Source organism: Bradyrhizobium sp. LB14.3, assembly GCF_040547985.1.
GTDB lineage: Bacteria > Pseudomonadota > Alphaproteobacteria > Rhizobiales > Xanthobacteraceae > Bradyrhizobium.
The window spans coordinates 359,001-378,653 of sequence record NZ_JBEPQT010000001.1 but is presented as its reverse complement, the minus strand read 5'-3'; the positions used below and the strand labels follow the sequence as shown (position 1 = coordinate 378,653).

Below are 19,653 nucleotides of genomic sequence, written 5' to 3'. Positions count from 1 at the left end.
GCACCAACACCAACCAACCATCAACAAGGTAGCAACATCATGAAACAGATCATTGACCAGCACCGGCGCCAGTTTTTCGGCGTCGCCGCGGGAACCGTCGCCGCCGGCCTTGGCGTGATCGGCCTCGCCCGCGCCGAATCGGAAGCGCCGCGCTCCTCCGCGACGAATGCGTCGTTCGGCGCGATCAAGCAGATCGATGCCGGCGTCCTCAACGTCGGCTACGCGGAGGCCGGTCCTGCGAACGGTCCCGTCGCGATCCTGCTGCACGGCTGGCCTTACGACATTCACGCCTTCGTCGATGTCGCGCCGATCCTGGCAAAGGCCGGCTATCGCGTCATCATCCCTTATCTGCGCGGTTACGGCTCGACGCACTTCCTCTCTGGCGAGACGCCCCGCAATGGCGAGCCCGCCGCCATGGCCGTCGACATCATTGCGCTGATGGACAAGCTCGACATCAAGAAGGCGGTCGTCGCCGGTTTCGACTGGGGCGCGCGCACCGCCGATATCATCGCCGCGCTGTGGCCGGAGCGTTGCCGCGCGCTGGTGTCGGTCAGCGGCTATCTGATCTCCAGCCAGGCCGCGGGCAACGCGCCGCTGCCGCCGTCGGCGGAGCTGCAATGGTGGTACCAGTTCTATTTCGCGACCGAGCGCGGCCGCGCCGGATACGAGAAGTACACGCATGATTTCGCAAAACTGATCTGGAAGCTCGCTTCGCCGCAATGGAAGTTCGACGACGTCACCTTCGCCCGCAGCGCGGCGGCGCTGGACAACAAGGATCACGTCGCGATCACGATCCATAATTACCGCTGGCGGCTCGGGCTCGCCCAGGGCGAAGCGAAATACGAGCAACTCGAAAAGAAGCTCGCGGCGGCTCCGGTCATCGACGTGCCGACGATCACGATGGAAGGCGACGCCAACGGCGCGCCGCATCCCGACCCAAGCGCCTATGCCAAGAGATTCTCCGGTCGGTACGACTATCGCCTGATCACCGGCGGCATCGGCCACAATCTGCCGCAGGAAGCTCCACAAGCCTTTGCCAAGGCCGTCATCGATGCCGACGGCGGCGCCTGAGGATTTTGCTCGACACCTCGGTCCAGCACGGCTGGGCCGAGGCCTCGCACGTGATCCCAGCTTGATGAAGCGTCATGACGATGAAATCTGAAAAGACCAAATTTCCATCCTACACGACGATGATCGTGCTGGCTGCGCTCCTCCTCGTCGTTGTCCTGACATGCGTGCCGTATCTGGTCACGATCGCTTTTGCGGAGGAACCGGCGGATGCCTCGCCGATCTTCGGCATCACTGTCCCGCCCGGCTACAAGCAGTGGCAGCTGATCGCACCGGCCGAGGAGGCGGCTCCCTTGGACGAGCTGCGTGCCATCGTCGGCAACAAGACTGCGATCGATGCTTATCAAGACAACAAGCTTCCGTTCCCGGACGGCACCATTCTGGTCAAACGCGCCTGGAAGCGGAAACAGTCGCCCGAATTTTCGTCTGCGACGATTCCCGGTGAGCCCACCACCGTCCAGGTGATGGTGAAGGATTCCGGAAAATATGCCTCGACCGGCGGCTGGGGCTTTGGCCGCTTCGTCAACGGCAAGCCGGTCGACGAGGCCCAGCATCGCACCTGCTTTGCCTGCCACGAAGCCCGCGTCAGGAGCCGCGATTACGTCTTCACGCGGCTCGCGCCGTGAGTGCGGAGGCTCACTCCGCCGCCACCATCTGCTGGGTGCGCCACTGGCCGAGCAGGGCGCGCAGCGATGCCGGCTTCACCGGCTTGTTGAGCACCGCGACCTTTTCGTCGCGTGCAGCCATTTGCACGGCGGGGCTGCGGTCGGCGGTGATCAGGATTGCGGGGATGCCGTCGCCGAACCGGCGGCGGATGTCGCGGATCGCGGCGATGCCGTTGCCGCGGTCGAGATGATAATCGACCAGCAGGCCGGTGACGCGGCCGCCGGCAGTTTCGATCGCGGCGATCGCGCCTTCGGGATCGGCGACCGCGATCACCTCGGCGTCCCACGCCTTCAGCAGCGTGCGCATGCCGTCGAGGATCGCCGCGTCGTTCTCGATGCAGACGATGAGCGCGCCCGAGATTGGCGCGCGCGCCAGCGGCGTCGCGCTCGTCACTGCGGCGGTGTGGGTGATCGCCTTCGCCGTCGGCACAGTTACGGAGAACACCGAACCGCCGCCGACATTGGAGTCGATGGCGATGCCGTGATTGAGCACCCGTGCCAACCGCTCGACGATCGACAGCCCGAGCCCGAGGCCGCGCGCGATCCGCGCGCCTTGCTCGAGGCGGTGGAACTCCTTGAAGATCTCGCTGCGCTTGACCGGCGGGATGCCGACGCCGGTGTCGTAGACGCAGATATTGAGCGAGGGGCCTTGGCGGCGGCAGCCGACCAGCACGCGGCCGCGCGGTGTGTATTTGATCGCGTTGGAGATCAGGTTCTGAAGCAGGCGCCGCAGCAGCAAGCGGTCAGACTCGACCGGCAGCGAGCAGGGCACGAAGGCGAGCTCCAAATTCTTGGCGCGTGCGATCGGCGCAAATTCGATCTCCAGCGAACGCATCAGATCGGCCATCTTGAAGCTCGAGATCGAGGTCGTCATCGCGCCGGCATCGAGCCGGGAGATGTCGAGCAGCGCGCCGAGGATCTCCTCGATCGCCTGCAGCGATTCGTCGATGTTCTCGACCAGCCGCGTCTCCTCGCCGCTGTGCTGGCGCTCGACCAGGCTCGTGACATAGAGCCGCGCCGCGTTCAGCGGCTGGAGAATGTCGTGGCTGGCGGCGGCAAGGAACCGCGTCTTGGAGATGCTGGCGTCTTCGGCCGCGCTCTTGGCCTGAGCCAGCTCGGAATTCAGCCGGGTCAGCTCCTCGGTACGGTCGCGCACCCGCTTTTCCAGCGTCGCATTGGCGCGCTCCAGCGCTGCGGCCGCCTCGAAGGTGGGGGTGACGTCGGTGAAGGTGATGACGAAGCCGCCGCCGGGCATGCGGTTGGTCAAAATCTCGATCACCATGTGGCGATCGGGCAGGCGCTCCAGATAAGGCTCGCCGTCGGTGGTGTAAGCTGCGAGCCGGCGTTCCAGCATGGCCTCGCGCTCGACCGGATCGTTCGGCTCGCTCACGCCCATGAATTCGAGGATTTCACGCAACGGCGTGCCGAACTGGATGAAATGCGGGGGAACGTTGAGGAGATCGCCGAACTGCCGGTTGGAGCAGATCAGTTGCAGATCGGCATCGAACACCGCGATGCCCTGACGCACATGGTTGAGCGCGGTCTGGAGGATCTCGCGGTTGAAATGCAGCGCCGCATGGGAATCGTCGAGCAGCTTGAGTGCAGCCTTGGCGGAGACCGTCCGCTTGCGCAGCAGCAGCGACATCACGAGCCGCGAGGAGGCCGCGCCGATCGAGGAGGCGATCAGGTGCTCGGCGTGCTGCAGCAGCTCGAAATCGGCGGGTGCCCCGTGCTCCAGCCGCACATTGCGCCGCGCGGAGAATGCCTCGAACGAATGCCGCGCGCGGTCCGGCCCGAGATATTGCGCCACCGTGGTCTGGATGTCCTGCACCGTGACCGTGGTGCGCCAGCGGCGGAAGTTCGGCGAGATCGGCGCCAGCGTGTTGGGCACGAACAGATCGGCCTGCACCAGCTCGATCGAAGACGGCCGGCGCGCCAGCGACAGCAGCACATAGGTGAGGATGTTGAGCGACAGCGACCAGATGACGCCGTGCATCAGTGGCGGCAGGTCGGCGCCGAACAGCGCCTGCGGCCGCAGCGCCTCGATCCCGAACGGGCCGTGCTGGAGCAGCAGGATGCCCGAAGTCGAGGAATCCATGAAGCTCGGGATGAACAGCGTGTAGAGCCACACCGCGAATCCGACCAGCATGCCGCCGATGGCGCCGCGCGCGGTCGCGCGCCGCCACAGCAGCCCGCCGAAGAAGCTTGGTGCAAGCTGGGCGATGGCGGCAAAAGACAGCAGGCCGATTGCCGCGAGCTGGGTGTTGCCGAGCGCGCGGTAGTAGAAGTAGGCCATCACCATGATGGCGAAGATCGCGAGCCGGCGCGAGCGCAACAGGAAGTCGCTGAAATCGGCGCCGCCGGTGCGTCCTTCCGGCCGTCGTTGCAGCACCAGCGGCATCACGAGGTCGTTCGAGACCATGATGGAGAGCGCGACGCATTCGACGATCACCATCGCGGTCGCCGCCGACAGGCCGCCGACGAAGACGGCGACGCTGAGCAGATTCGCGCCGCCTTCCATCGGCAGCGCCAGCACGTACATGTCAGGATCGGCGGTGCCGAACGGGAAGCTGATGAGGCCGGCGAGCGCGATCGGGATCACGAACAGATTGATGGCGACGAGGTAGAGCGGAAACAGCCAGCGCGCGCGGCCGACCTCGGCATCCGAGGAATTTTCCACCACGCTGACGTGGAACTGGCGCGGCAGCAGCATGATCGCGCACAGCGACAGCAGCGTCATGGTCAGGAAGTTGCCGATCGACGGCGAATAGTTGATGGCGCGCACCGCCTCCGGGGTCTTCATGGCGCGCTCGATCAGTTCGTGCGGCGAGAACATCCAGAACGTGACGAAGATGCCGGCGGTGAGGAAGGCGACCAGCTTGATGATGGATTCGGTTGCGACCGCCAGCATCAGGCCGTGCTGATGCTCGGTGGCGTCGGTCTGCCGCGTGCCGAACAGCACCGCGAAGGCCGCCATCGCCAGCGTCACCATCAGCGCCATGTCGCCGACGATGGGGATGTGAGAGAAGGCCTGGTCTTCGCCCAGGATGGTTTCGAGCGAGGAGGCGACCGCCTTGAGCTGGAGCGCGATATAGGGCACCGAGCCGATGATCGCGATCAGCGCGACGGTCGCCGCCACCGCCTGGCTCTTGCCATAGCGCGCGCCGATGAAGTCGGCGATCGAGGTGATGTTGTGGGCTTTCGCGAGCTGGATCACGCGGCGGAGTACGCCGGCTCCGAGCCCGATCATCAGGATCGGGCCGACATAGATCGCGAGGAAGTCGGTGGACGTGCGGGTGGCGAAGCCGACCGAGCCGAAGAAGGTCCAGGAGGTGCAGTAGATCGCCAGCGACAGCGGATAAATCAGCCCGGAGGCGCGGCCGCGCCCGGCCGGCGAGCGGCGGTCGCCATGGCTCGCCACTAGGAACAGAAAGCCGATATAGCCGAAGGCGGCGGCGATCACGCCCCAGTCGTGCAGCATGGCGAGCGTGCTTCTCCCTGGGCGCGCTGGCAGCGCCCGATCTCATTTTCCCTGCAAATCTAGCGCGATGGCCGGCGGCAGGCGACAGCGAAATGCCGTGTGGGCCCTGGAACTGGGGTTTTCGTTAAGGTGCAAACCCCAACGTCGTCCTGGCGAAAGCCCGGGACGCATAACAGCCGGACATGGTTATGGGCACCCCTATGATGGCCCCAGCGAGCGCAACAATTCACAGTCGGGGTAATGGGTCCAGGCTTTCGCCAGGACGACCCGGAGCTACTCCGCCGCCAGCGACTTCTCGCGCAGCGGCAGACCGAGGCGGTCCCATACCTGCAGCAGGGCTTCGGCGAGCTGATCCACCAGGCCGTCGTCGTGATAGGGCGAGGGCGTGATGCGCAGGCGCTCGGTGCCCTTGGCAACCGTCGGATAGTTGATCGGCTGGATGTAGATGCCGTGCTGTTCCAGCAAGAGGTCGGAAGCCTGCTTGCACTTCTCGGCATCGCCGATGAACAGCGGCACGATGTGGGTGTCGCTCGACATCACAGGCAGGCCGGCGGCGTTGAGGATCGCCTTGACCCGGGCGGCGCGGTCCTGGTGGCGCTCGCGCTCCCAGTTCGACGTCTTCAGATGCTTGATCGCAGCGGTGGCGGCCGAGCAGATCGCCGGCGGCAGCGCGGTGGTGAAGATGAAGCCCGGCGCATAAGAGCGCACGGCGTCGATGATCTGTCCGTTGGCGGCGATGTAACCGCCGAGGCAGCCGAACGCCTTGGCGAGCGTGCCTTCGAGAATGTCGATGCGATGCATCACGCCGTCGCGCTCGGCGATGCCGCCGCCGCGCGGGCCGTACATGCCGACGGCGTGGACTTCGTCGACATAGGTCATCGCGCCGTACTTCTCGGCGAGATCGCAGATTTTTGCCAGCGGAGCGATGTCGCCGTCCATCGAATAAAGGCTCTCGCAGGCGATCAGCTTGGGCCGGCTCGGGCCCGCAGCCTTCAACAGCGCTTCGAGATCGGCGAGATCGTTGTGGCGGAACACGACCCGCTCGCAGCCGGACTGGCGGATGCCCTCGATCATCGAATTGTGGTTGAGTTCGTCCGACAGAATGAGACAGTTCGGAATGAGCTTCGCGATGGTCGCGATGCCGGTCTGGTTCGAGACGTAGCCGGACGTGAAGAGCAGCGAGGCGTCCTTGCCATGGAGATCGGCGAGCTCGGCCTCGAGCTGCACCAGCGGATGATGCGTGCCGGCGATGTTGCGGGTGCCGCCGGCGCCGGTGCCGACGCGCGTCGCGGTCTCGACCATCGCGCCGACCACCTTCGGGTGCTGGCCCATGCCGAGATAATCGTTGGAGCACCAGATCACGACGTCGCGCTTGCCCTTGGGCGAGTGCCAGAGCGCATGCGGGAACCGGCCGGCGATGCGCTCGAGATCGGCGAACACGCGGTAGCGCCGCTCAGTGTGGAGGCGATCAAGGGCGGAATTGAAAAACTGGCTGTAATCCATCGTCAAACCTGCAACGGAACTGACCAAAGGGCCGCATCTTCTTAGAGCTATTCCAGCTCTAATGTCTATGCGCTATCCCACATTTGGACCCGCAGGGCATTTGGGCAAAATGCCCTATCGTGCGATTTGAAACTTGATCCCGATCAAGTTCGCGCGAGATGCAATGTTGCTCTGCACCATCAGTTGAATTGAAGTCAGCGCTCAACTCGTTCTGAATTGAAGCACGCCGTCTTTCGTCTCCGCCGTCAGCCGGCCCTCGACGATCATGTAGTTGACATGGGCGACCAACTCGCCGGCGGCAAAACCCATCTGGTGTTCGTCGAGCACGTGCTTGTTGAACACGACGGGCACCAAGGCGCGCGAGGTCTGTGGCACCTCGCAGCAGGCTTCCGCGATCAGGCGGCAGCGCTCCTCGTGGTGATCGGCCAGCTGCTTGATGCGGGGCTTAAGCCCGTAGAACGGAACGCCATGGCCCGGCAGCACCAGCACATCATAGGGCAGCGTCGTGGTGAGGCTGGCGAGCGAGGCCAGATACTCGCCGAGCGAGTTCTGGTCGGGTTCGACCGCCCACACGCTGACGTTCGGCGAGATCTTGCTCAGCACCTGGTCGGCCGAGAGGAACAGCTTGTCGTCGGCGCAATACAGCATCACCTGGTCGAGCGCGTGACCGCCGCCGGTGATCACCTTGAAGCGGCGCGTGCCGATCACGACGTCGTCGCCATGCGAGATGCGGCGGTAGGACGGCGGCAGCACCGAGACACGCTTGAGATAATCCTGGCCGCGGCCGAGCAGCTTTTCGGTGAGCGACTCGTCCATGCCGTGGCGGCGGAAGAACAGCCGTTGCGCCTGCTGGCGCTCCTCCGTGCCGCGGTTCTGGTGATAGACCGATTGCAGATATTCGACCTGCGACATCACCAGCGGGCAGTTGAATCGCTCGACGATCCACCCGGCCAGACCGACATGATCGGGATGGGAATGGGTCACGATCAGGCGCGTGATGTTGACGCCCTTCAGCGGCCCGTCGAACAGCTTGGTCCAGGCCTCGATCGTCTCCTCGTTGCCGAAGCCGGTGTCGACGATGGCATAGCCGTCGCCGTCGGCGAGCAGGTAGATGTTCACGTGGTTGAGGCGGAACGGCAGTTTCAGCCGCGCCCACAATACGCCCGGCTTCACCTCGACGACCTCTTCGGAGCCGGGATGCTGTTCCCATGGATAGCGCAGGGCCTCGGCGGAGGACTGCACGGTGTCGGTTTTTGCGTTCATTCTACCGGCTTAAACCCACTGGCTGCGGCGCGCCAGCCGAAAAAAGCCGTGCGGCGGCCGTCGCATGGCCGTCATACCGGAAGGGTTTTTCCGTGACCCGGATGGAGCCACGACAGGCCGGCGGCGGCTTACGCCGCCCGTATGTTGTTGAGGAACGCGTCGATCTCTCCGCGCAGCATGTCGGCTTCGCGGCGGAGCGCGTCGGAGGCGCCCAGCACTTCGTTCGCCGCTGCGCCGGCTTCCGCCGAAGCCGTGGAGACGCCGACGATGTTGCTGGAGACCTCGCTGGTGCCGCCGGCCGCATGCTGGATGTTGCGGGCGATCTCGCGCGTCGCCGCGCCCTGCTCCTCGACCGCGGCGGCGATCGTCGTGGTGACGTCGTTGATCTCTCCGATGATCCGGCCGATGCCCTGGATCGCGCCGACTGCCGAGGTGGTGACCTGCTGCATGCTGGCGATCTGGGTGCGGATCTCTTCCGTTGCCTTGGCAGTCTGGCTCGCGAGGCTCTTCACCTCGGAGGCGACCACCGCGAAGCCGCGGCCGGCCTCGCCCGCGCGCGCGGCCTCGATGGTGGCGTTGAGGGCGAGCAGATTGGTCTGCGAGGCGATGGTCTGGATCAAATCGACCACGACGTTGATGCGGCTCGCGCTGTCGGCAAGGCTCTGCACCGTGGCGTCCGTCGAACCGGCTTCGTCGACGGCCTTCCTGGCGATCTCGGCGGAGGTGATCACCTGCTTGCTGATCTCCTGGATCGAGGACGACAGCTGTTCGGTGCCTGATGACACGGTCTGCACGTTGACCGAGGTTTCCTCCGCGGCCGACGCCACCGCGTTCACCAGCGCGTTGGACTGGTCGGCGGTGTTCGACATGCTCTGCGCGGTCGTCTGCATCGAATTGGCCGACTGCGCGAGATTGTCGAGCGCGGAGCGCACCGTGCCCTCGAACTCGGCGATCTTCGCCTCCATGCGCTCGGCGCGCTCGGCCTTGGCGAGCCGATCCTTGTCCTGCTCGCCGGCGAGGGTCCGGGCTTCGATCATGCTGTCGCGGAACACCTGAAGCGTATCCGTCATCGTGCCGATCTCGTCATTCTGCTTCGCGCGCGCGATCTCGGTGTCGAGATCGCCGGCCGAGAGCAGCTGCATGGCGCGCTGGAGGCCTGTGATCCGGCGCAGGATGTTGCGGCCGACATAGAGCCAGACGAACAACGCCGAGCCGACCAGCATCAGCGCGCCGAGCGCCAGCATCGCGGTCGTCGCCAGCGAGATCTCCTGCCGCGCCTGGAAGGTCGACGCGTTGGTCTCCTTCTGCACGCCCTCGACGAGCTGCTGCACGCTGATGCCGAGGCCGACATTGAGCTTGCGGGTCTCGTCCAGAATGGTCTGGCCGTAGTCGATGGCGTCGAGCTCTTTCTGGCGGATCTTGAACACGCCGGTCTTGCCCTCGCCGAAGGCGAACAGCTTTTGCACGGTGTCGCGCACCGCCTGCATCGAGGTCATGTTCGGCAGGTCCTCGAGGTTCGACTTGACGCGGTCGCGCGTCGCCTTGAACTCCTTCTCGATCGCCTCCAGCGTGTCGCTGTTGTTGGCCGACAGCGCCGCCATCATGTCGGCGGCCATCAAATTCCCGTTGGCGGAGATGGTCGCGACCTGGGAGACGGTGCGAGCGGCTTCGGTGGCATCATCGGCGGAAACTTCCGCCGCGCCGAGAATCGCGTTCAGGCGCGTTTGCGCATCCAGCATGGCAGGACCGGCCGCACCGACGAAGGTGAGCTGCGCCTTGCGCAGCGCTTCATACTGCTTGTCGTGCAGCGCGCCGGTATCGAGCCGCTCGCGCGCGGCCGACACCAGGCTCTGGGTCGCCTCGTCGATGCTCTTGGCGGTGTCGCGCAGCGCGGTCGCGATCTGCTTGTCGGCGCCGAGCTCGATGATCTCGCCAAGCTTGGCCATGGCGAGCTGCTGAATCTCCTGCACCTTCTTGGTGCGTTCGTTCAGCGCCTCGTCGGACGGCGATGCCAGGAGGCCGGGCCCTTGCGCCGCGAGCGTTGCGCTTTGCGATGCGAGTTGAAGGCTCGCGGAGAGGCGCGGAATGTCGCGGCCGCTCAGGTCCATCATGGTGCTGCCGAGATGGTTGAAGACGAAGCCGGCGCCTGCGGCGATCAGGAGGCCCATGCCTGCGATCACTGCGAAGGCCGTGAACAGGCTGCCGCGCACGCCCCATTTCGGCATCTTGAAGCGAGGCTTGAAACGGCCAAGGACAGGGCCAAGAATGCCACCAAGACGGATCGCCATCGAAATTCCCCCACCCACGATCTTATGTTTTCGCCGCGGAGTATCCTTGGAGCGGGTTAAAAATTCGCAAGTTGCTCAATTGGTTGCGCGCGTTCCGCACAGCGAAAAAAGAAGGGCCGGCAACAATGCCGGCCCTTCATCACGATAAGGTCTTGGTAACCGTTCAGTAGCGCGCGACCGCCGAGTTGGCCCAGTTGAAGCGGTAATTGACGCCTGCCTTGATGGTGTGGTCGTCGGTGGTGAAGTTGCCGGAGCCCGCCAGCGGACCTCCGATGAAGTGCGCGTCGCCGAAATTGTAGTACTGGTACTCGGCCTTGGCCGACCAGTTCGGGGCGAACATGTATTCGAGGCCGGCGCCGACGGTGTAGCCGTTGCGGTGATCGCCAGCGATGACGAAGGCGGCCGGCACGCCGCCAACAGTGACCTTCTCGTTGTTGTCGGAGTAGGCGTAGCCGCCCTTCACGTAGAGGAGGCCCGGACCCCAGGTGTAGCCGACGCGGCCGGTGATCGAGCCGAGGCCGCGCTGGTCGTTGGTGTAGGCGACGCCGCCCGGGAACACCGCGCCGACGCTACCGGAGAGCCAGGAATACTGGCCTTCGACACCGACCAGGAAATTCGGGTGGAACTGCCAGTCCGCACCGGCCTGCACGCCGCCGAGAAAGCGGCCATTGCCGTTGTTGCCGGTGGAGAGGCCGTTGAAATTATTGTCGCTGGAGAATGCGCCACCGAGATGCGCACCGATGTAGAAACCGGTCCAGTTGTAAATCGGCGCGGCATAGGCCGGCGCGGGCGTCTTGTAATAATTGCGGTTACCGAGATCGGCACCGATCGCCGGCGCAGCAGCGCCCACCATGAGCAGCGCAACGGTCGCAAACAGAATCTTCTTCATAGTCCAAACTCCAACACTTTGTCCCCGGCAGGCGCGCTTTCCGCGCCGTCGTTGGTTTTGCAGATAGCTCGCTTTTGACGAAAATGCTGTCACATGCATGGCACAGCGGCAGCCAACCTAACTTATTGGCCTGTAAATGATTTTCGTGCTTAATGCCGGCTTAAGAAGTGGTGAAGGAAGACTTAATCCAGCGCTGTTCCGGTACCTTGCGCGCGTGTCTCATTAACCAAGACGGCGCCGCGCCTCATCGCGCATCTGTTCGCGGAATGCAGCGCGCTTTGCGGGCCGGTCTTGCTCGCGCACGTCATGGCGATCGAAGACGTCGAACTTCTCCAGAATCGGATGGCGCTCGCTCGCCATCGCGAGCACGCGCAGCACCTTGGTTGCCGATGGTGTCGGGCCGCTCACCTCCCAGCGTCGGATGGTGTCGACGCCGCCCTGCTCGGGCAATCCGCAAAGCCGGGCCATGTCGGCCGCGGTGAGCTTGCGCTCAAGCGCCTCGGAGAGGTCGTTGCGGAGTTGCTTCAGTTCGGGGCCGGTCATGTCACCTCAATGCGCGAAGCCGTTGAGGTCAATGCACTAGCGCTGATTCGGGTCGATCCGAAGGCGAGGCAGTCCGCCGCTGATGTCATCCATGTGACCTCGCCAGCGCGACGCAATCGACCTCGACGTCAAACGGGCCGGCCCGGACGTAGATTTCGTTGAACGTGGCGAAATGCGCGGGATCCGGCGTGCAATAGACATTGCACTTCCTCTCCGCGTTCGGCGCGGTGCTGGCACCGAAATCCGCAAGCAGGCGAATCTTCTGCCGTCCATGCCTGGACTGGAGCGAGCTTGCGCAGCACGTTCGGCATTGACCGGAGCGGAAACGGCAGTCGCGCTCCGGCACCTTCGCCCGCGCACGGAGTTATGAACGGGAGCCTATGGAAATCGTCCATTGAGTGAACAAATGGCACAAGGGGCCGGCAGCGTATGAAGGGATCAGCCATGACAAGCATCAAACCCGCCCTTGCGGCACTCGTCGCGATCGGGCTGCTTGCCGCGCCGCTTGCGGCTGAAGCCAAAAAGCACCGCTCGAGCCGATCTTACAGTACCGGCGTGGTGGCTCCGACCTATGGGAGCGCCGGATCGCCGGCGGCACAGCCCAGGACCTATGGGTCGACCGGACAGTCGGTCGGGACAGTCACGGCGCCGTCAATCGGCACGTATAATACGCCATCGGTCGGCGTCACCAACACGGTCCCGACCTGGAACAACACCAACCCGCCCCTCAGATAGAGAACGTCCAATACCGGTCACCGTGTGCCGGTCGCGAGGCCAGAGAGAAGATAGAGCGCGACCAGCAATGTCGCGACCGACAGCATCGTCGTGACCGAGACCGTGGCAGCGACCAGCTTTTCCTCGACCTTGTGTTCGTGCGCCAGCACATACACGGTCTTCGCCGTCGGTACTGCCGCGCAGATGACGGCGGCGACCGTGTCGAGCGGGCTGAGGCTCAAAACCACACAGAGTCCGTAGACGATCAGCGGCATCACCACCAGTTTCACGGCGGCGAGCGCGAACGATGCCTTCAGGTTCGACCGCAGTCCCTCGACCGACAGACCTAGTCCGATGGCAAACAGCGCGCAGGGCGTGAGCGCGGCGGCAATCATGTTCAGATAGGCGATGGCCGGCGCTGGAATTGGCAAGCCGGTGATCGCCCATGCGAGACCAATGAGAGTCGACAGGACCATCGGATTGAGCAGGATTTGCTTCACCAGTCCGGCGGAATGTGCCGGCCCGCGCGCGTTCCTCTCCAGCAGGACGACAGTGAGCGGAAACATCACGCCGGCCACGAACACCGTCGCCACCGCCGCGGGCAGAACGGCGGGCTGGCCGTAGATCGCGTGCAGGATCGGCAGGGCCACGAAGCCGGTATTGGTCATCGCCGCGGCCATGCCATGGATGGTGCTGCTGGCGAGATCGCGCTTGCCACTCGTGCGGACCACCAGGAACACCAGCGCAAAGCAGATCAGGGACCCGCCGCCGAACGCGAGCAGGAAGCGCCATTCCAGCAGATTGCGTGCCGGCTCCTGGGCGATCGTCACGATCAGTAGCGCCGGCATCGCGACGTTGTAGGCGAAATGCACCAGGGCATCGGCAAGCGAGCGGGAGAGATAGCCGAGCTCTCCGGCGAGCCAGCCGGTGACGATGATCGCGAAAACAGGAAGAACGAGGCTGGCGACCTCCATCCGGCTTCCCCCTTGGCCAGGCAGATAAATGCCATCCTAGCTTGGAGATGCGCCGCCGTCACGGTTCAACCGGACCGCGGCGTTCGATCCGGTCCCTGCGATCTCAGGCGCCCCTGCGGCCCTGTTGGCCGATCACGCAGCGCCATCCGGCGAGGCGCTCGGCCGGATGCTGGTTCATCCATTCGGCGAGCTGCGGTGCGCCCATCAGGCAGGACTGCATCGAGACCTCGGCGAAATCGGACGTGGTGACGGTTTGCTCATGGCAATTCGCCGGAGAGGCGAGGTTGCAGAGCACGGCGATGATCTTGATCACGCGAAGTTGCCTCCGTCGCTGCGACGCGCAGTACCTCCGCTCGACTGGTCGCTGACCGGATCAGCCGGCGGGAAGATGCTGTCGTAGATCGCGCGTGCTTCTCGAATGAGGCGCTCTCGCTCGCGCTCCGATTTCGAGACAAACTGAATGATTTCGCCCATGGTCGCTCCAAAACTCGGTCGGTACGTCATCATTAGATGACGCGTGTCATGTCATGCATGTAGGACGCCGCTTGCCGCTTTGAAGCCGAAGCAACGCTGATGGAGCAATAACAAGCGCGTGACTGCCCTGTTCCTAGGACGATCCGGCCGAGTATCGGCGCCCGGTCAGAACGGAATACCGCTCGTCTCACGCCGCCGGCGTGCGCTCCTTGCGTCCCGGTACCGCCGCCAGCAGCTCGCGCGTATAGGCATGCTCGGGCGCGGCGAACAGCTGCGCGGTCGGTTTCAACTCGACGATGGCGCCGCGCTGCATCACCGCGATCCGGTCACAGATTTGGGCTGCGACGCGCAGATCGTGGGTGATGAACAGCATCGAGAGGCCGAGGCGTGCCTTGAGGTCTTCGAGCAACTTCAAGACCTGCGCCTGCACGGAGACGTCGAGCGCGGAGACGGCTTCGTCGGCGACGATGATCTCAGGCTCGAGCGCGAGCGCGCGCGCAATGCCGATGCGCTGGCGCTGGCCGCCGGAGAATTCATGCGGATAGCGCTCGAGCGCGCCGGCATCGAGGCCGACCATCCTGAGCAGATCGCGGGCGCGGTCGAATGCCACTTTCGGATCGGTGCCCGCCGCGATAGGACCGTCGGCGATGATGTGACCGACCTTGCGGCGCGGATTGAGCGAGGCGAACGGATCCTGAAAGATCATCTGGATGCGATGTCGCTCGGCGCGCAGCGCTTTGCCCGAGAGTGAGGTGAGATCGGTCTCGCCGATCCGCACCGTGCCGCGGTCGGCTTCGATCAGCCGCATCACGAGCCGCGCCACCGACGATTTGCCGGAGCCAGATTCGCCGACGAGACCGAGCGTCTCGCCCTTGAGGATGTTGAAATTGACCGCGCGCGCGGCATCGACGCGGCGGTCTTCGCGAAACCAGCCGCCCGAGGTGACGTAAGTCTTGTCCAATCCGATCACCTCGACGGCCCTGGCCTGATCGTCCCGCGGCGCGCGCGCCGGCGGATCCATCGACGGCACCGCGGCGAGCAGCGCCTTGGTGTAGTCGTGCTGCGGCGCGTTGAAGACGGTTGCAGCGGGGCCCTCCTCCACGACCTTGCCGTGGCGGAGCACGACGACCTGATCCGCGATGTCGGAGACCACGCCGAAATCATGGGTGATGAACATCACCGCCATGTTGCGGTTGCGCTGGAGGTTGCGGATCAGCTTCAGGATCTGTGCCTGCGTCGTGACGTCGAGCGCCGTGGTCGGCTCGTCGGCGACCAGCACCGCCGGTTCGAGCGCCAGCGCCATCGCGATCATGGCGCGCTGGCGCTGGCCGCCGGAGAGCTGGTGCGGATAGGCGCGCACGATGCGCTCGGGGTCGGGCAGGCCGACCTCCCGCGCCAGCGCCAGTGCCCTTGCGCGCCGCTCCCTCGGGGTGAGCAGGCCGTGCGCCTCGAACATCTCCGCCATCTGGTCGCCGATCCGCATCAACGGATTGAGCGCGGTCATCGGCTCCTGAAAGATCATCGTGAGCCGGCGGCCGCGCAGATCGCGCCAGCCGTCGTCATCCAGCTTGAGCAGGTCGCGGCCTTCGAACTGGATCTCGCCGGAGGTGACGGAGACCGTGTCCGGCAACAGACCCATCAGCGCATGCGCGCACATCGATTTGCCGGAGCCGGACTCGCCGACGACGCAGACGATCTTGCCGGGCCGCAGGTCGAGCGAGACGCCGTCGACAGCGAAGGGACGCTCGGCGCCCTTGGGCAGCGCGATCCGCAGATTCTTGATGGAGACGGCGGGCGGTGCGGTCATCTCTAGCGTCCCTCCCGCGACAAGCGCGGATTGAGCGCGTCGTTGAGGCCTTCGCCGATCAAATTGAGGCCGAGCACCGAGATCAGGATCGCGACGCCGGGAAACACGGTGATCCACCAGGCCTGGCGGATCACGGTGCGGCCGGCACCGACCATGTAGCCCCAGGAGATCAGATTGGGATCGCCAAGGCCGAGGAACGACAGCGAGGATTCCAGGAGGATCGCGGTCGCCACCATCAGCGAGGCCAGCACAATCACCGGCGACAGCGTGTTCGGCAGGATTTCGCGCAGGATGATCCAGGTGTTGCTCTGGCCAGTCACCACGGCGGCCTGGACGTACTCCCGCGTGCGCAGCGACAACACCTCGCCGCGGACGAGACGCGCGACCGGCGGCCAGCTCACCAATGCGATCGAGGCGACGATCGAATAGATCGAGGGCTGCAGGATCGCGACCAGCACGATCGCGAGCGCAAAGCTCGGAATGGTCTGGAAGAATTCGGTGAAGCGCATCAAGGCGTCGTCGACCTTGCCGCCGAAATAGCCGGCCATGGCGCCGATCGGCAGGCCGACGACCAGAGCCACCAGTGTGGAGACAAGGCCCACAAGCAGCGAGACGCGAGCGCCAAAGATCATGCCGGCGAACACGTCGCGGCCGAGCGCGTCGGTGCCGAGCGGCACGGTCGAGAGCGTGAACGGCGGCAGGAACGGCCGCTGCACCATGCGCCAGGGCGAGTTCGGGAACAGCATCGGACCGAACACCGCGAGTGCGATCGCAAGAAGCAGGATGATGAGCCCGATGACGCCGCTCGGGCTCCTCAACATCGATTTCCAGAACTGTTTCATGTGGTGAATTCGATGCGCGGGTCGACCAGGCGATAGACCAGGTCGGTGACGAGATTGAAGGTCAGGACCATGGCGGAGCAGATCACGAAGACACCAAGCAGCAGATTGTAGTCCCGCTGCAGCAGGGCGTCGTACATCAGCCGTCCGATGCCCGGCCAGGCGAACACGGTCTCGGTGATGACGGCGCCGCCGATCAGCGTGCCGGAGTGGACGCCGGCGAGCGTCACGACGGGCAGCAGCGCGTTGCGGAGCACGTGGCGGCGCTGGATCACGGCATCGGACAGGCCTTTCGCGCGCGCGGTCTTGACGAAGTCGAGCCGCTTCACCTCCAGCATCGAGGCGCGCGTCATGCGGGTGTAGGTCGCCATGAAGAACAAGCCGAGCGTCATCGCCGGCATGATCAGGTGCCTTGCGACATCGACCACATGGGCAAGACCGGTGAAATTGGCGCCGACGGTCTCGTAGCCGAAGCTCGGCAGCCAATCGACAGCGACCGAGAACAACAGGATGCCCATCAGCGCCACCCAGAAAAGCGGCATGGCGTAGAAGATCAGCGCGAAGATCGTGATGGCGGTGTCGAGCCACGTCCCCGCGAAGCGCGCCGCGAAGGTGCCGAACAGGATGCCGAGCATCAGCGAGATCGCGAACGCGGTCAGCGTCAGCAACAGCGTCGCCGGCAGCCGCTCCAGGATCAGCTTCGACACTGGTGCCTGCTGGCGGAAGGAGAAGCCGAGGTCGAGCGTCACGACGCCCTTGACGTAGACGAAGAGCTGCTCGGGCAGCGGCTTGTCGAGGCCGAACTTCTGCCTGAGCTGCTGGACGAAGATCTGGTCACTTGCACCGGCCTCGCCCGCCATCACGACCGCGGGGTCGCCGGGCGCAAGCCGGATCAGGAAGAAATTGAGGACGACGATCGCGAGCAGGACGATCACGCCCTTCAGGACACGCTGAGCGATGAAGGAGAGCATTGTTAGATGGCGATCAGATCAGGTTGAACGCAGCGGCAACAGCGGTGCGCCCCCTCTCCCGCTCGCGGGAGAGGGTAGGGGAGAGGGTATTTCCGCAGAGGGATTGCCAAGTGGAGAGAACCCTCACCCGCTACGCTCTTCGAGCGCAGCGACCTCTCCCGCAAGCGGGAGAGGTAAGGAGAGTTCGGCGCGGCTGTCGTCACTTGTCGAGCCATGCGTCCTTGAAGCCGTCATTGACGCCGATGCCCGTGGTGATCAGGTTCTTGACCTTGCAGCGCATGATGGTCGGGAATTGCAGCTCGAGCATCCAGGCCACCGGCACGTCCTCGACCAGGATCTTCTGCGCCTTCTCGTAGATCTCCTTGCGCTTGGAGTCGGGCGTCGCCACCGCGCCGTCGGCGAACAGCTTGTCGATTTCCGGGTTGGAGTAGCCCTCGACGTTGTTGAACACCTGGCCCTTGGCGATGGCGCTGGAGACGTAGTTGCGGCCGACGCCGAGTGCAGGATCGCCGTATTGGTAGAGATAGGTGAAGGCGATGTCGTAGTCCCAGTCGCCGATCTTCTGGTTGCCGCCGGCAACGTCGGTGGCGATAGTCTCGATGTTCATGCCGACGTCCTGAAGGTTCTGCTTCACGGCTTCACCCCAGCGCTGCCAGGTCTCGCCATAGGCGAGCGGCAGAAGGCGGATCTTCTCGCCCTTGTAGCCGGCTTCCTTCAGCAGCGCCTTGGCCTTGGCGGGATCGTAGGGGTACTTCGGCACGTCGTCGGTGTAATATTTGATGGTCGAGGCCGATGGGCCGGTCGCAACCTTGCCGAGCCCGTTCCAGATCACGTCCTTGGCGAACTCGCGGTCGATCGCATACATGATCGCCTGCCGCACCCGCTTGTCCGCGAGCGGACCCTGGCGGTTGTTGAGCCACAGCCAGGCCAGCGGCGAGAAGAACTCCCAGCCGGCGCCGGTGACGCAGGTGTCCTTCAGCTTGGAGAGACGGAGCACGTCGAAATTCTCGACCGAGCCGCCGGGCAGTACGTCGACCTTGCCGGTCTCGTACGCCACGGAGCGCGCCGCGGCATCGGGAATGATCTGCCAGTAGATATCGTCGAGATAGGGTTTGCCCTTCTCGTAATAGTTCGGGTTCTTGACCAGGCGGATGAAAGAGCCCTTCTGCCATTCCTTGAACATGAAGGGGCCGGTGCCGACAGGGGCGTTGTTGTAGGGATTGGTCTTCCAGTCGGTGCCTTCATAGAGATGCTTCGGTACCATCGGCATCGAGCCGACCTCGAAGATGCCGAGGAACGGACCGAACGGCTGCTTCAGTGTGAACACCACCGTGGTGTCGTCGGGTGCCTCGACCTTGTCGACCTGCGCGAGGTTGTTGCGGGCGCGCGCATGAGTCTGCTTCAGCATCTCGACCGAGAACAGCACGTCGGCGGCGGTGAAGGGCTTGCCGTCATGCCAGGTCACGCCCTTCCTCAGCTTGAAGGTGTAGGTTTTTGCGTCTTCGCTGACGCTCCAGCTCTCGGCGAGCTCCGGCTGCGGTTCGAGCTTGGGGCTGTAGCGAAGCAGGCCCTCGAAAATGTTGCCCGCCACCATCTGCACCGGGCCGTTCTGGACCATCGCCATCATCAGGCCGGGCGGCTCGGGCTGGATCACGACATTGATCGCGCCCCCTGTTTTCGGCTCTTGCGCCAGCGCCGGGGCCGTGAGGCCGCAGGCCAGGAGGAGTCCAAGCAACACTCGTTTCGACATGTCGTATCTTTCTCAAGCGAGACCAGCCGCGAACGCTTCGCACGTCGTGGCGCGTTAAGCTGCGGCCGGCCCATCCCAGTCCCCATCCGCTATCGAGGCTCACATAGTCCCATTCGGCGCCGCAAGATGAAAGTCTCGACAGTGTTCGCACAAAAAATGTACAGCGCGTCCCGTGATGGCGTTTGGCGGCCAAGCCGGCGCCGCAGCGCCGCCCGATCCGGGCGGGACCCGGCTGGTCGAGGATGGCCGCACCCGCATCCGGCTCGAGCGCTGCGGGCCGTCGCGCGAGCGCATCTGCGCCTCAGGCCAGGGCCAGACCTTCACCAAAATGCCCGAGGCGCTCCCGGGCCACGAGATTGCGCGGCTCTCGACGTCGTCGTCCATCTGCGCCGGAAGCCCGACGTAGACCCGGCATGCGGATCGT

General features: G+C 64.6%; 17 protein-coding genes. 4 read left to right on the top strand and 13 right to left on the bottom strand.

Going from position 1 to position 19,653, the window contains the following annotated elements:
- The first annotated feature begins 39 nt into the window (after window positions 1–39).
- Window positions 40–1,071 carry an alpha/beta fold hydrolase gene (locus tag ABIB00_RS01745; protein ID WP_354103167.1) on the top strand — a complete coding sequence of 344 codons (1,032 nt, stop codon included), beginning with the start codon at window positions 40–42 and terminating at the stop codon, window positions 1,069–1,071.
- Between the two features lie 119 nt (window positions 1,072–1,190).
- Window positions 1,191–1,694, top strand: coding sequence for a cytochrome P460 family protein (locus ABIB00_RS01740; RefSeq protein WP_354103402.1), 504 nt, complete (start codon window positions 1,191–1,193; stop codon window positions 1,692–1,694).
- Window positions 1,695–1,704: 10 nt separating this feature from the next.
- Here the strand turns inward: ABIB00_RS01740 and ABIB00_RS01735 are convergent, their stop codons facing one another.
- The 6 genes from ABIB00_RS01735 to ABIB00_RS01710 all read right to left on the bottom strand — a co-directional run bounded on the left by ABIB00_RS01735 (window position 1,705) and on the right by ABIB00_RS01710 (window position 11,700).
- Window positions 1,705–5,214 carry a PAS domain-containing hybrid sensor histidine kinase/response regulator gene (locus tag ABIB00_RS01735; protein WP_354103166.1) on the bottom strand — a complete coding sequence of 1,170 codons (3,510 nt, stop codon included), beginning with the start codon at window positions 5,212–5,214 and terminating at the stop codon, window positions 1,705–1,707.
- 273 nt (window positions 5,215–5,487) lie between these two features.
- A complete protein-coding gene (hemA, locus tag ABIB00_RS01730) occupies window positions 5,488–6,717 on the bottom strand; it encodes a 5-aminolevulinate synthase (RefSeq protein ID WP_247448421.1) in 1,230 nt (409 codons plus the stop codon).
- Between the two features lie 201 nt (window positions 6,718–6,918).
- A complete protein-coding gene (locus ABIB00_RS01725) occupies window positions 6,919–7,980 on the bottom strand; it encodes an MBL fold metallo-hydrolase (RefSeq protein WP_354103165.1) in 1,062 nt (353 codons plus the stop codon).
- Between the two features lie 128 nt (window positions 7,981–8,108).
- Window positions 8,109–10,268, bottom strand: a complete 2,160-nt coding sequence (locus ABIB00_RS01720) for a methyl-accepting chemotaxis protein (RefSeq protein WP_354103164.1) — start codon at window positions 10,266–10,268, stop codon at window positions 8,109–8,111.
- 163 nt (window positions 10,269–10,431) lie between these two features.
- The gene (locus tag ABIB00_RS01715; RefSeq protein WP_247448423.1) at window positions 10,432–11,157 is read right to left on the bottom strand and encodes an outer membrane protein; all 726 of its coding nucleotides are present in this window, start codon (window positions 11,155–11,157) and stop codon (window positions 10,432–10,434) included.
- Window positions 11,158–11,379: 222 nt separating this feature from the next.
- The gene (locus ABIB00_RS01710) at window positions 11,380–11,700 is read right to left on the bottom strand and encodes a hypothetical protein (protein WP_247344301.1); all 321 of its coding nucleotides are present in this window, start codon (window positions 11,698–11,700) and stop codon (window positions 11,380–11,382) included.
- Between the two features lie 444 nt (window positions 11,701–12,144).
- Between ABIB00_RS01710 and ABIB00_RS01705 the strand changes: the two genes are divergently transcribed.
- Window positions 12,145–12,435, top strand: coding sequence for a hypothetical protein (locus tag ABIB00_RS01705; protein ID WP_247344298.1), 291 nt, complete (start codon window positions 12,145–12,147; stop codon window positions 12,433–12,435).
- A 17-nt stretch (window positions 12,436–12,452) separates the two neighbouring features.
- Here the strand turns inward: ABIB00_RS01705 and ABIB00_RS01700 are convergent, their stop codons facing one another.
- The 7 genes from ABIB00_RS01700 to ABIB00_RS01670 form a co-directional block, all read right to left on the bottom strand.
- Window positions 12,453–13,388, bottom strand: a complete 936-nt coding sequence (locus ABIB00_RS01700; protein ID WP_354103163.1) for an AEC family transporter — start codon at window positions 13,386–13,388, stop codon at window positions 12,453–12,455.
- Between the two features lie 103 nt (window positions 13,389–13,491).
- A complete protein-coding gene (locus tag ABIB00_RS01695; RefSeq protein WP_247344293.1) occupies window positions 13,492–13,701 on the bottom strand; it encodes a hypothetical protein in 210 nt (69 codons plus the stop codon).
- The gene (locus ABIB00_RS01690; RefSeq protein WP_354103162.1) at window positions 13,698–13,862 is read right to left on the bottom strand and encodes a hypothetical protein; all 165 of its coding nucleotides are present in this window, start codon (window positions 13,860–13,862) and stop codon (window positions 13,698–13,700) included. The genes ABIB00_RS01695 and ABIB00_RS01690 overlap by 4 nt, the downstream gene beginning before the upstream one ends.
- Before the next feature lie 187 nt (window positions 13,863–14,049).
- Entirely contained in the window at window positions 14,050–15,669 is a 1,620-nt protein-coding gene (locus ABIB00_RS01685; protein WP_354103161.1) for an ABC transporter ATP-binding protein, read from the bottom strand.
- Window positions 15,670–15,671: 2 nt separating this feature from the next.
- Complete coding sequence (locus ABIB00_RS01680; RefSeq protein WP_247344285.1) at window positions 15,672–16,511, bottom strand: ABC transporter permease; 840 nt, start codon at window positions 16,509–16,511, stop codon at window positions 15,672–15,674.
- Window positions 16,508–17,479 carry an ABC transporter permease gene (locus ABIB00_RS01675; RefSeq protein ID WP_354103160.1) on the bottom strand — a complete coding sequence of 324 codons (972 nt, stop codon included), beginning with the start codon at window positions 17,477–17,479 and terminating at the stop codon, window positions 16,508–16,510. Before ABIB00_RS01675 ends, ABIB00_RS01680 begins: the two co-directional genes overlap by 4 nt.
- 199 nt (window positions 17,480–17,678) lie before the next feature.
- Entirely contained in the window at window positions 17,679–19,229 is a 1,551-nt protein-coding gene (locus tag ABIB00_RS01670; RefSeq protein ID WP_354103159.1) for an ABC transporter substrate-binding protein, read from the bottom strand.
- Between the two features lie 172 nt (window positions 19,230–19,401).
- Between ABIB00_RS01670 and ABIB00_RS39045 the strand changes: the two genes are divergently transcribed.
- Window positions 19,402–19,635, top strand: coding sequence for a hypothetical protein (locus ABIB00_RS39045; protein WP_502917783.1), 234 nt, complete (start codon window positions 19,402–19,404; stop codon window positions 19,633–19,635).
- The last annotated feature ends 18 nt before the right edge of the window (window positions 19,636–19,653 follow it).

Excerpts from the sequence above, each read along its gene's own strand:
- ABIB00_RS01720 (WP_354103164.1), bottom strand. The coding sequence starts at position 10,268 with ATGGCGATCCGTCTTGGTGGCATTCTTGGCCCTGTCCTTGGCCGTTTC.
- ABIB00_RS01700 (WP_354103163.1), bottom strand. The coding sequence starts at position 13,388 with ATGGAGGTCGCCAGCCTCGTTCTTCCTGTTTTCGCGATCATCGTCACC.
- ABIB00_RS01705 (WP_247344298.1), top strand. The coding sequence starts at position 12,145 with ATGACAAGCATCAAACCCGCCCTTGCGGCACTCGTCGCGATCGGGCTG.
- ABIB00_RS01715 (WP_247448423.1), bottom strand. The coding sequence starts at position 11,157 with ATGAAGAAGATTCTGTTTGCGACCGTTGCGCTGCTCATGGTGGGCGCT.
- ABIB00_RS01675 (WP_354103160.1), bottom strand. The coding sequence starts at position 17,479 with ATGCTCTCCTTCATCGCTCAGCGTGTCCTGAAGGGCGTGATCGTCCTG.
- ABIB00_RS01685 (WP_354103161.1), bottom strand. The coding sequence starts at position 15,669 with ATGACCGCACCGCCCGCCGTCTCCATCAAGAATCTGCGGATCGCGCTG.
- ABIB00_RS01740 (WP_354103402.1), top strand. The coding sequence starts at position 1,191 with ATGATCGTGCTGGCTGCGCTCCTCCTCGTCGTTGTCCTGACATGCGTG.
- ABIB00_RS01745 (WP_354103167.1), top strand. The coding sequence starts at position 40 with ATGAAACAGATCATTGACCAGCACCGGCGCCAGTTTTTCGGCGTCGCC.
- ABIB00_RS01670 (WP_354103159.1), bottom strand. The coding sequence starts at position 19,229 with ATGTCGAAACGAGTGTTGCTTGGACTCCTCCTGGCCTGCGGCCTCACG.
- ABIB00_RS01735 (WP_354103166.1), bottom strand. The coding sequence starts at position 5,214 with ATGCTGCACGACTGGGGCGTGATCGCCGCCGCCTTCGGCTATATCGGC.
- ABIB00_RS01690 (WP_354103162.1), bottom strand. The coding sequence starts at position 13,862 with ATGGGCGAAATCATTCAGTTTGTCTCGAAATCGGAGCGCGAGCGAGAG.
- ABIB00_RS01680 (WP_247344285.1), bottom strand. The coding sequence starts at position 16,511 with ATGAAACAGTTCTGGAAATCGATGTTGAGGAGCCCGAGCGGCGTCATC.
- ABIB00_RS01725 (WP_354103165.1), bottom strand. The coding sequence starts at position 7,980 with ATGAACGCAAAAACCGACACCGTGCAGTCCTCCGCCGAGGCCCTGCGC.
- ABIB00_RS01710 (WP_247344301.1), bottom strand. The coding sequence starts at position 11,700 with ATGACCGGCCCCGAACTGAAGCAACTCCGCAACGACCTCTCCGAGGCG.
- hemA (WP_247448421.1), bottom strand. The coding sequence starts at position 6,717 with ATGGATTACAGCCAGTTTTTCAATTCCGCCCTTGATCGCCTCCACACT.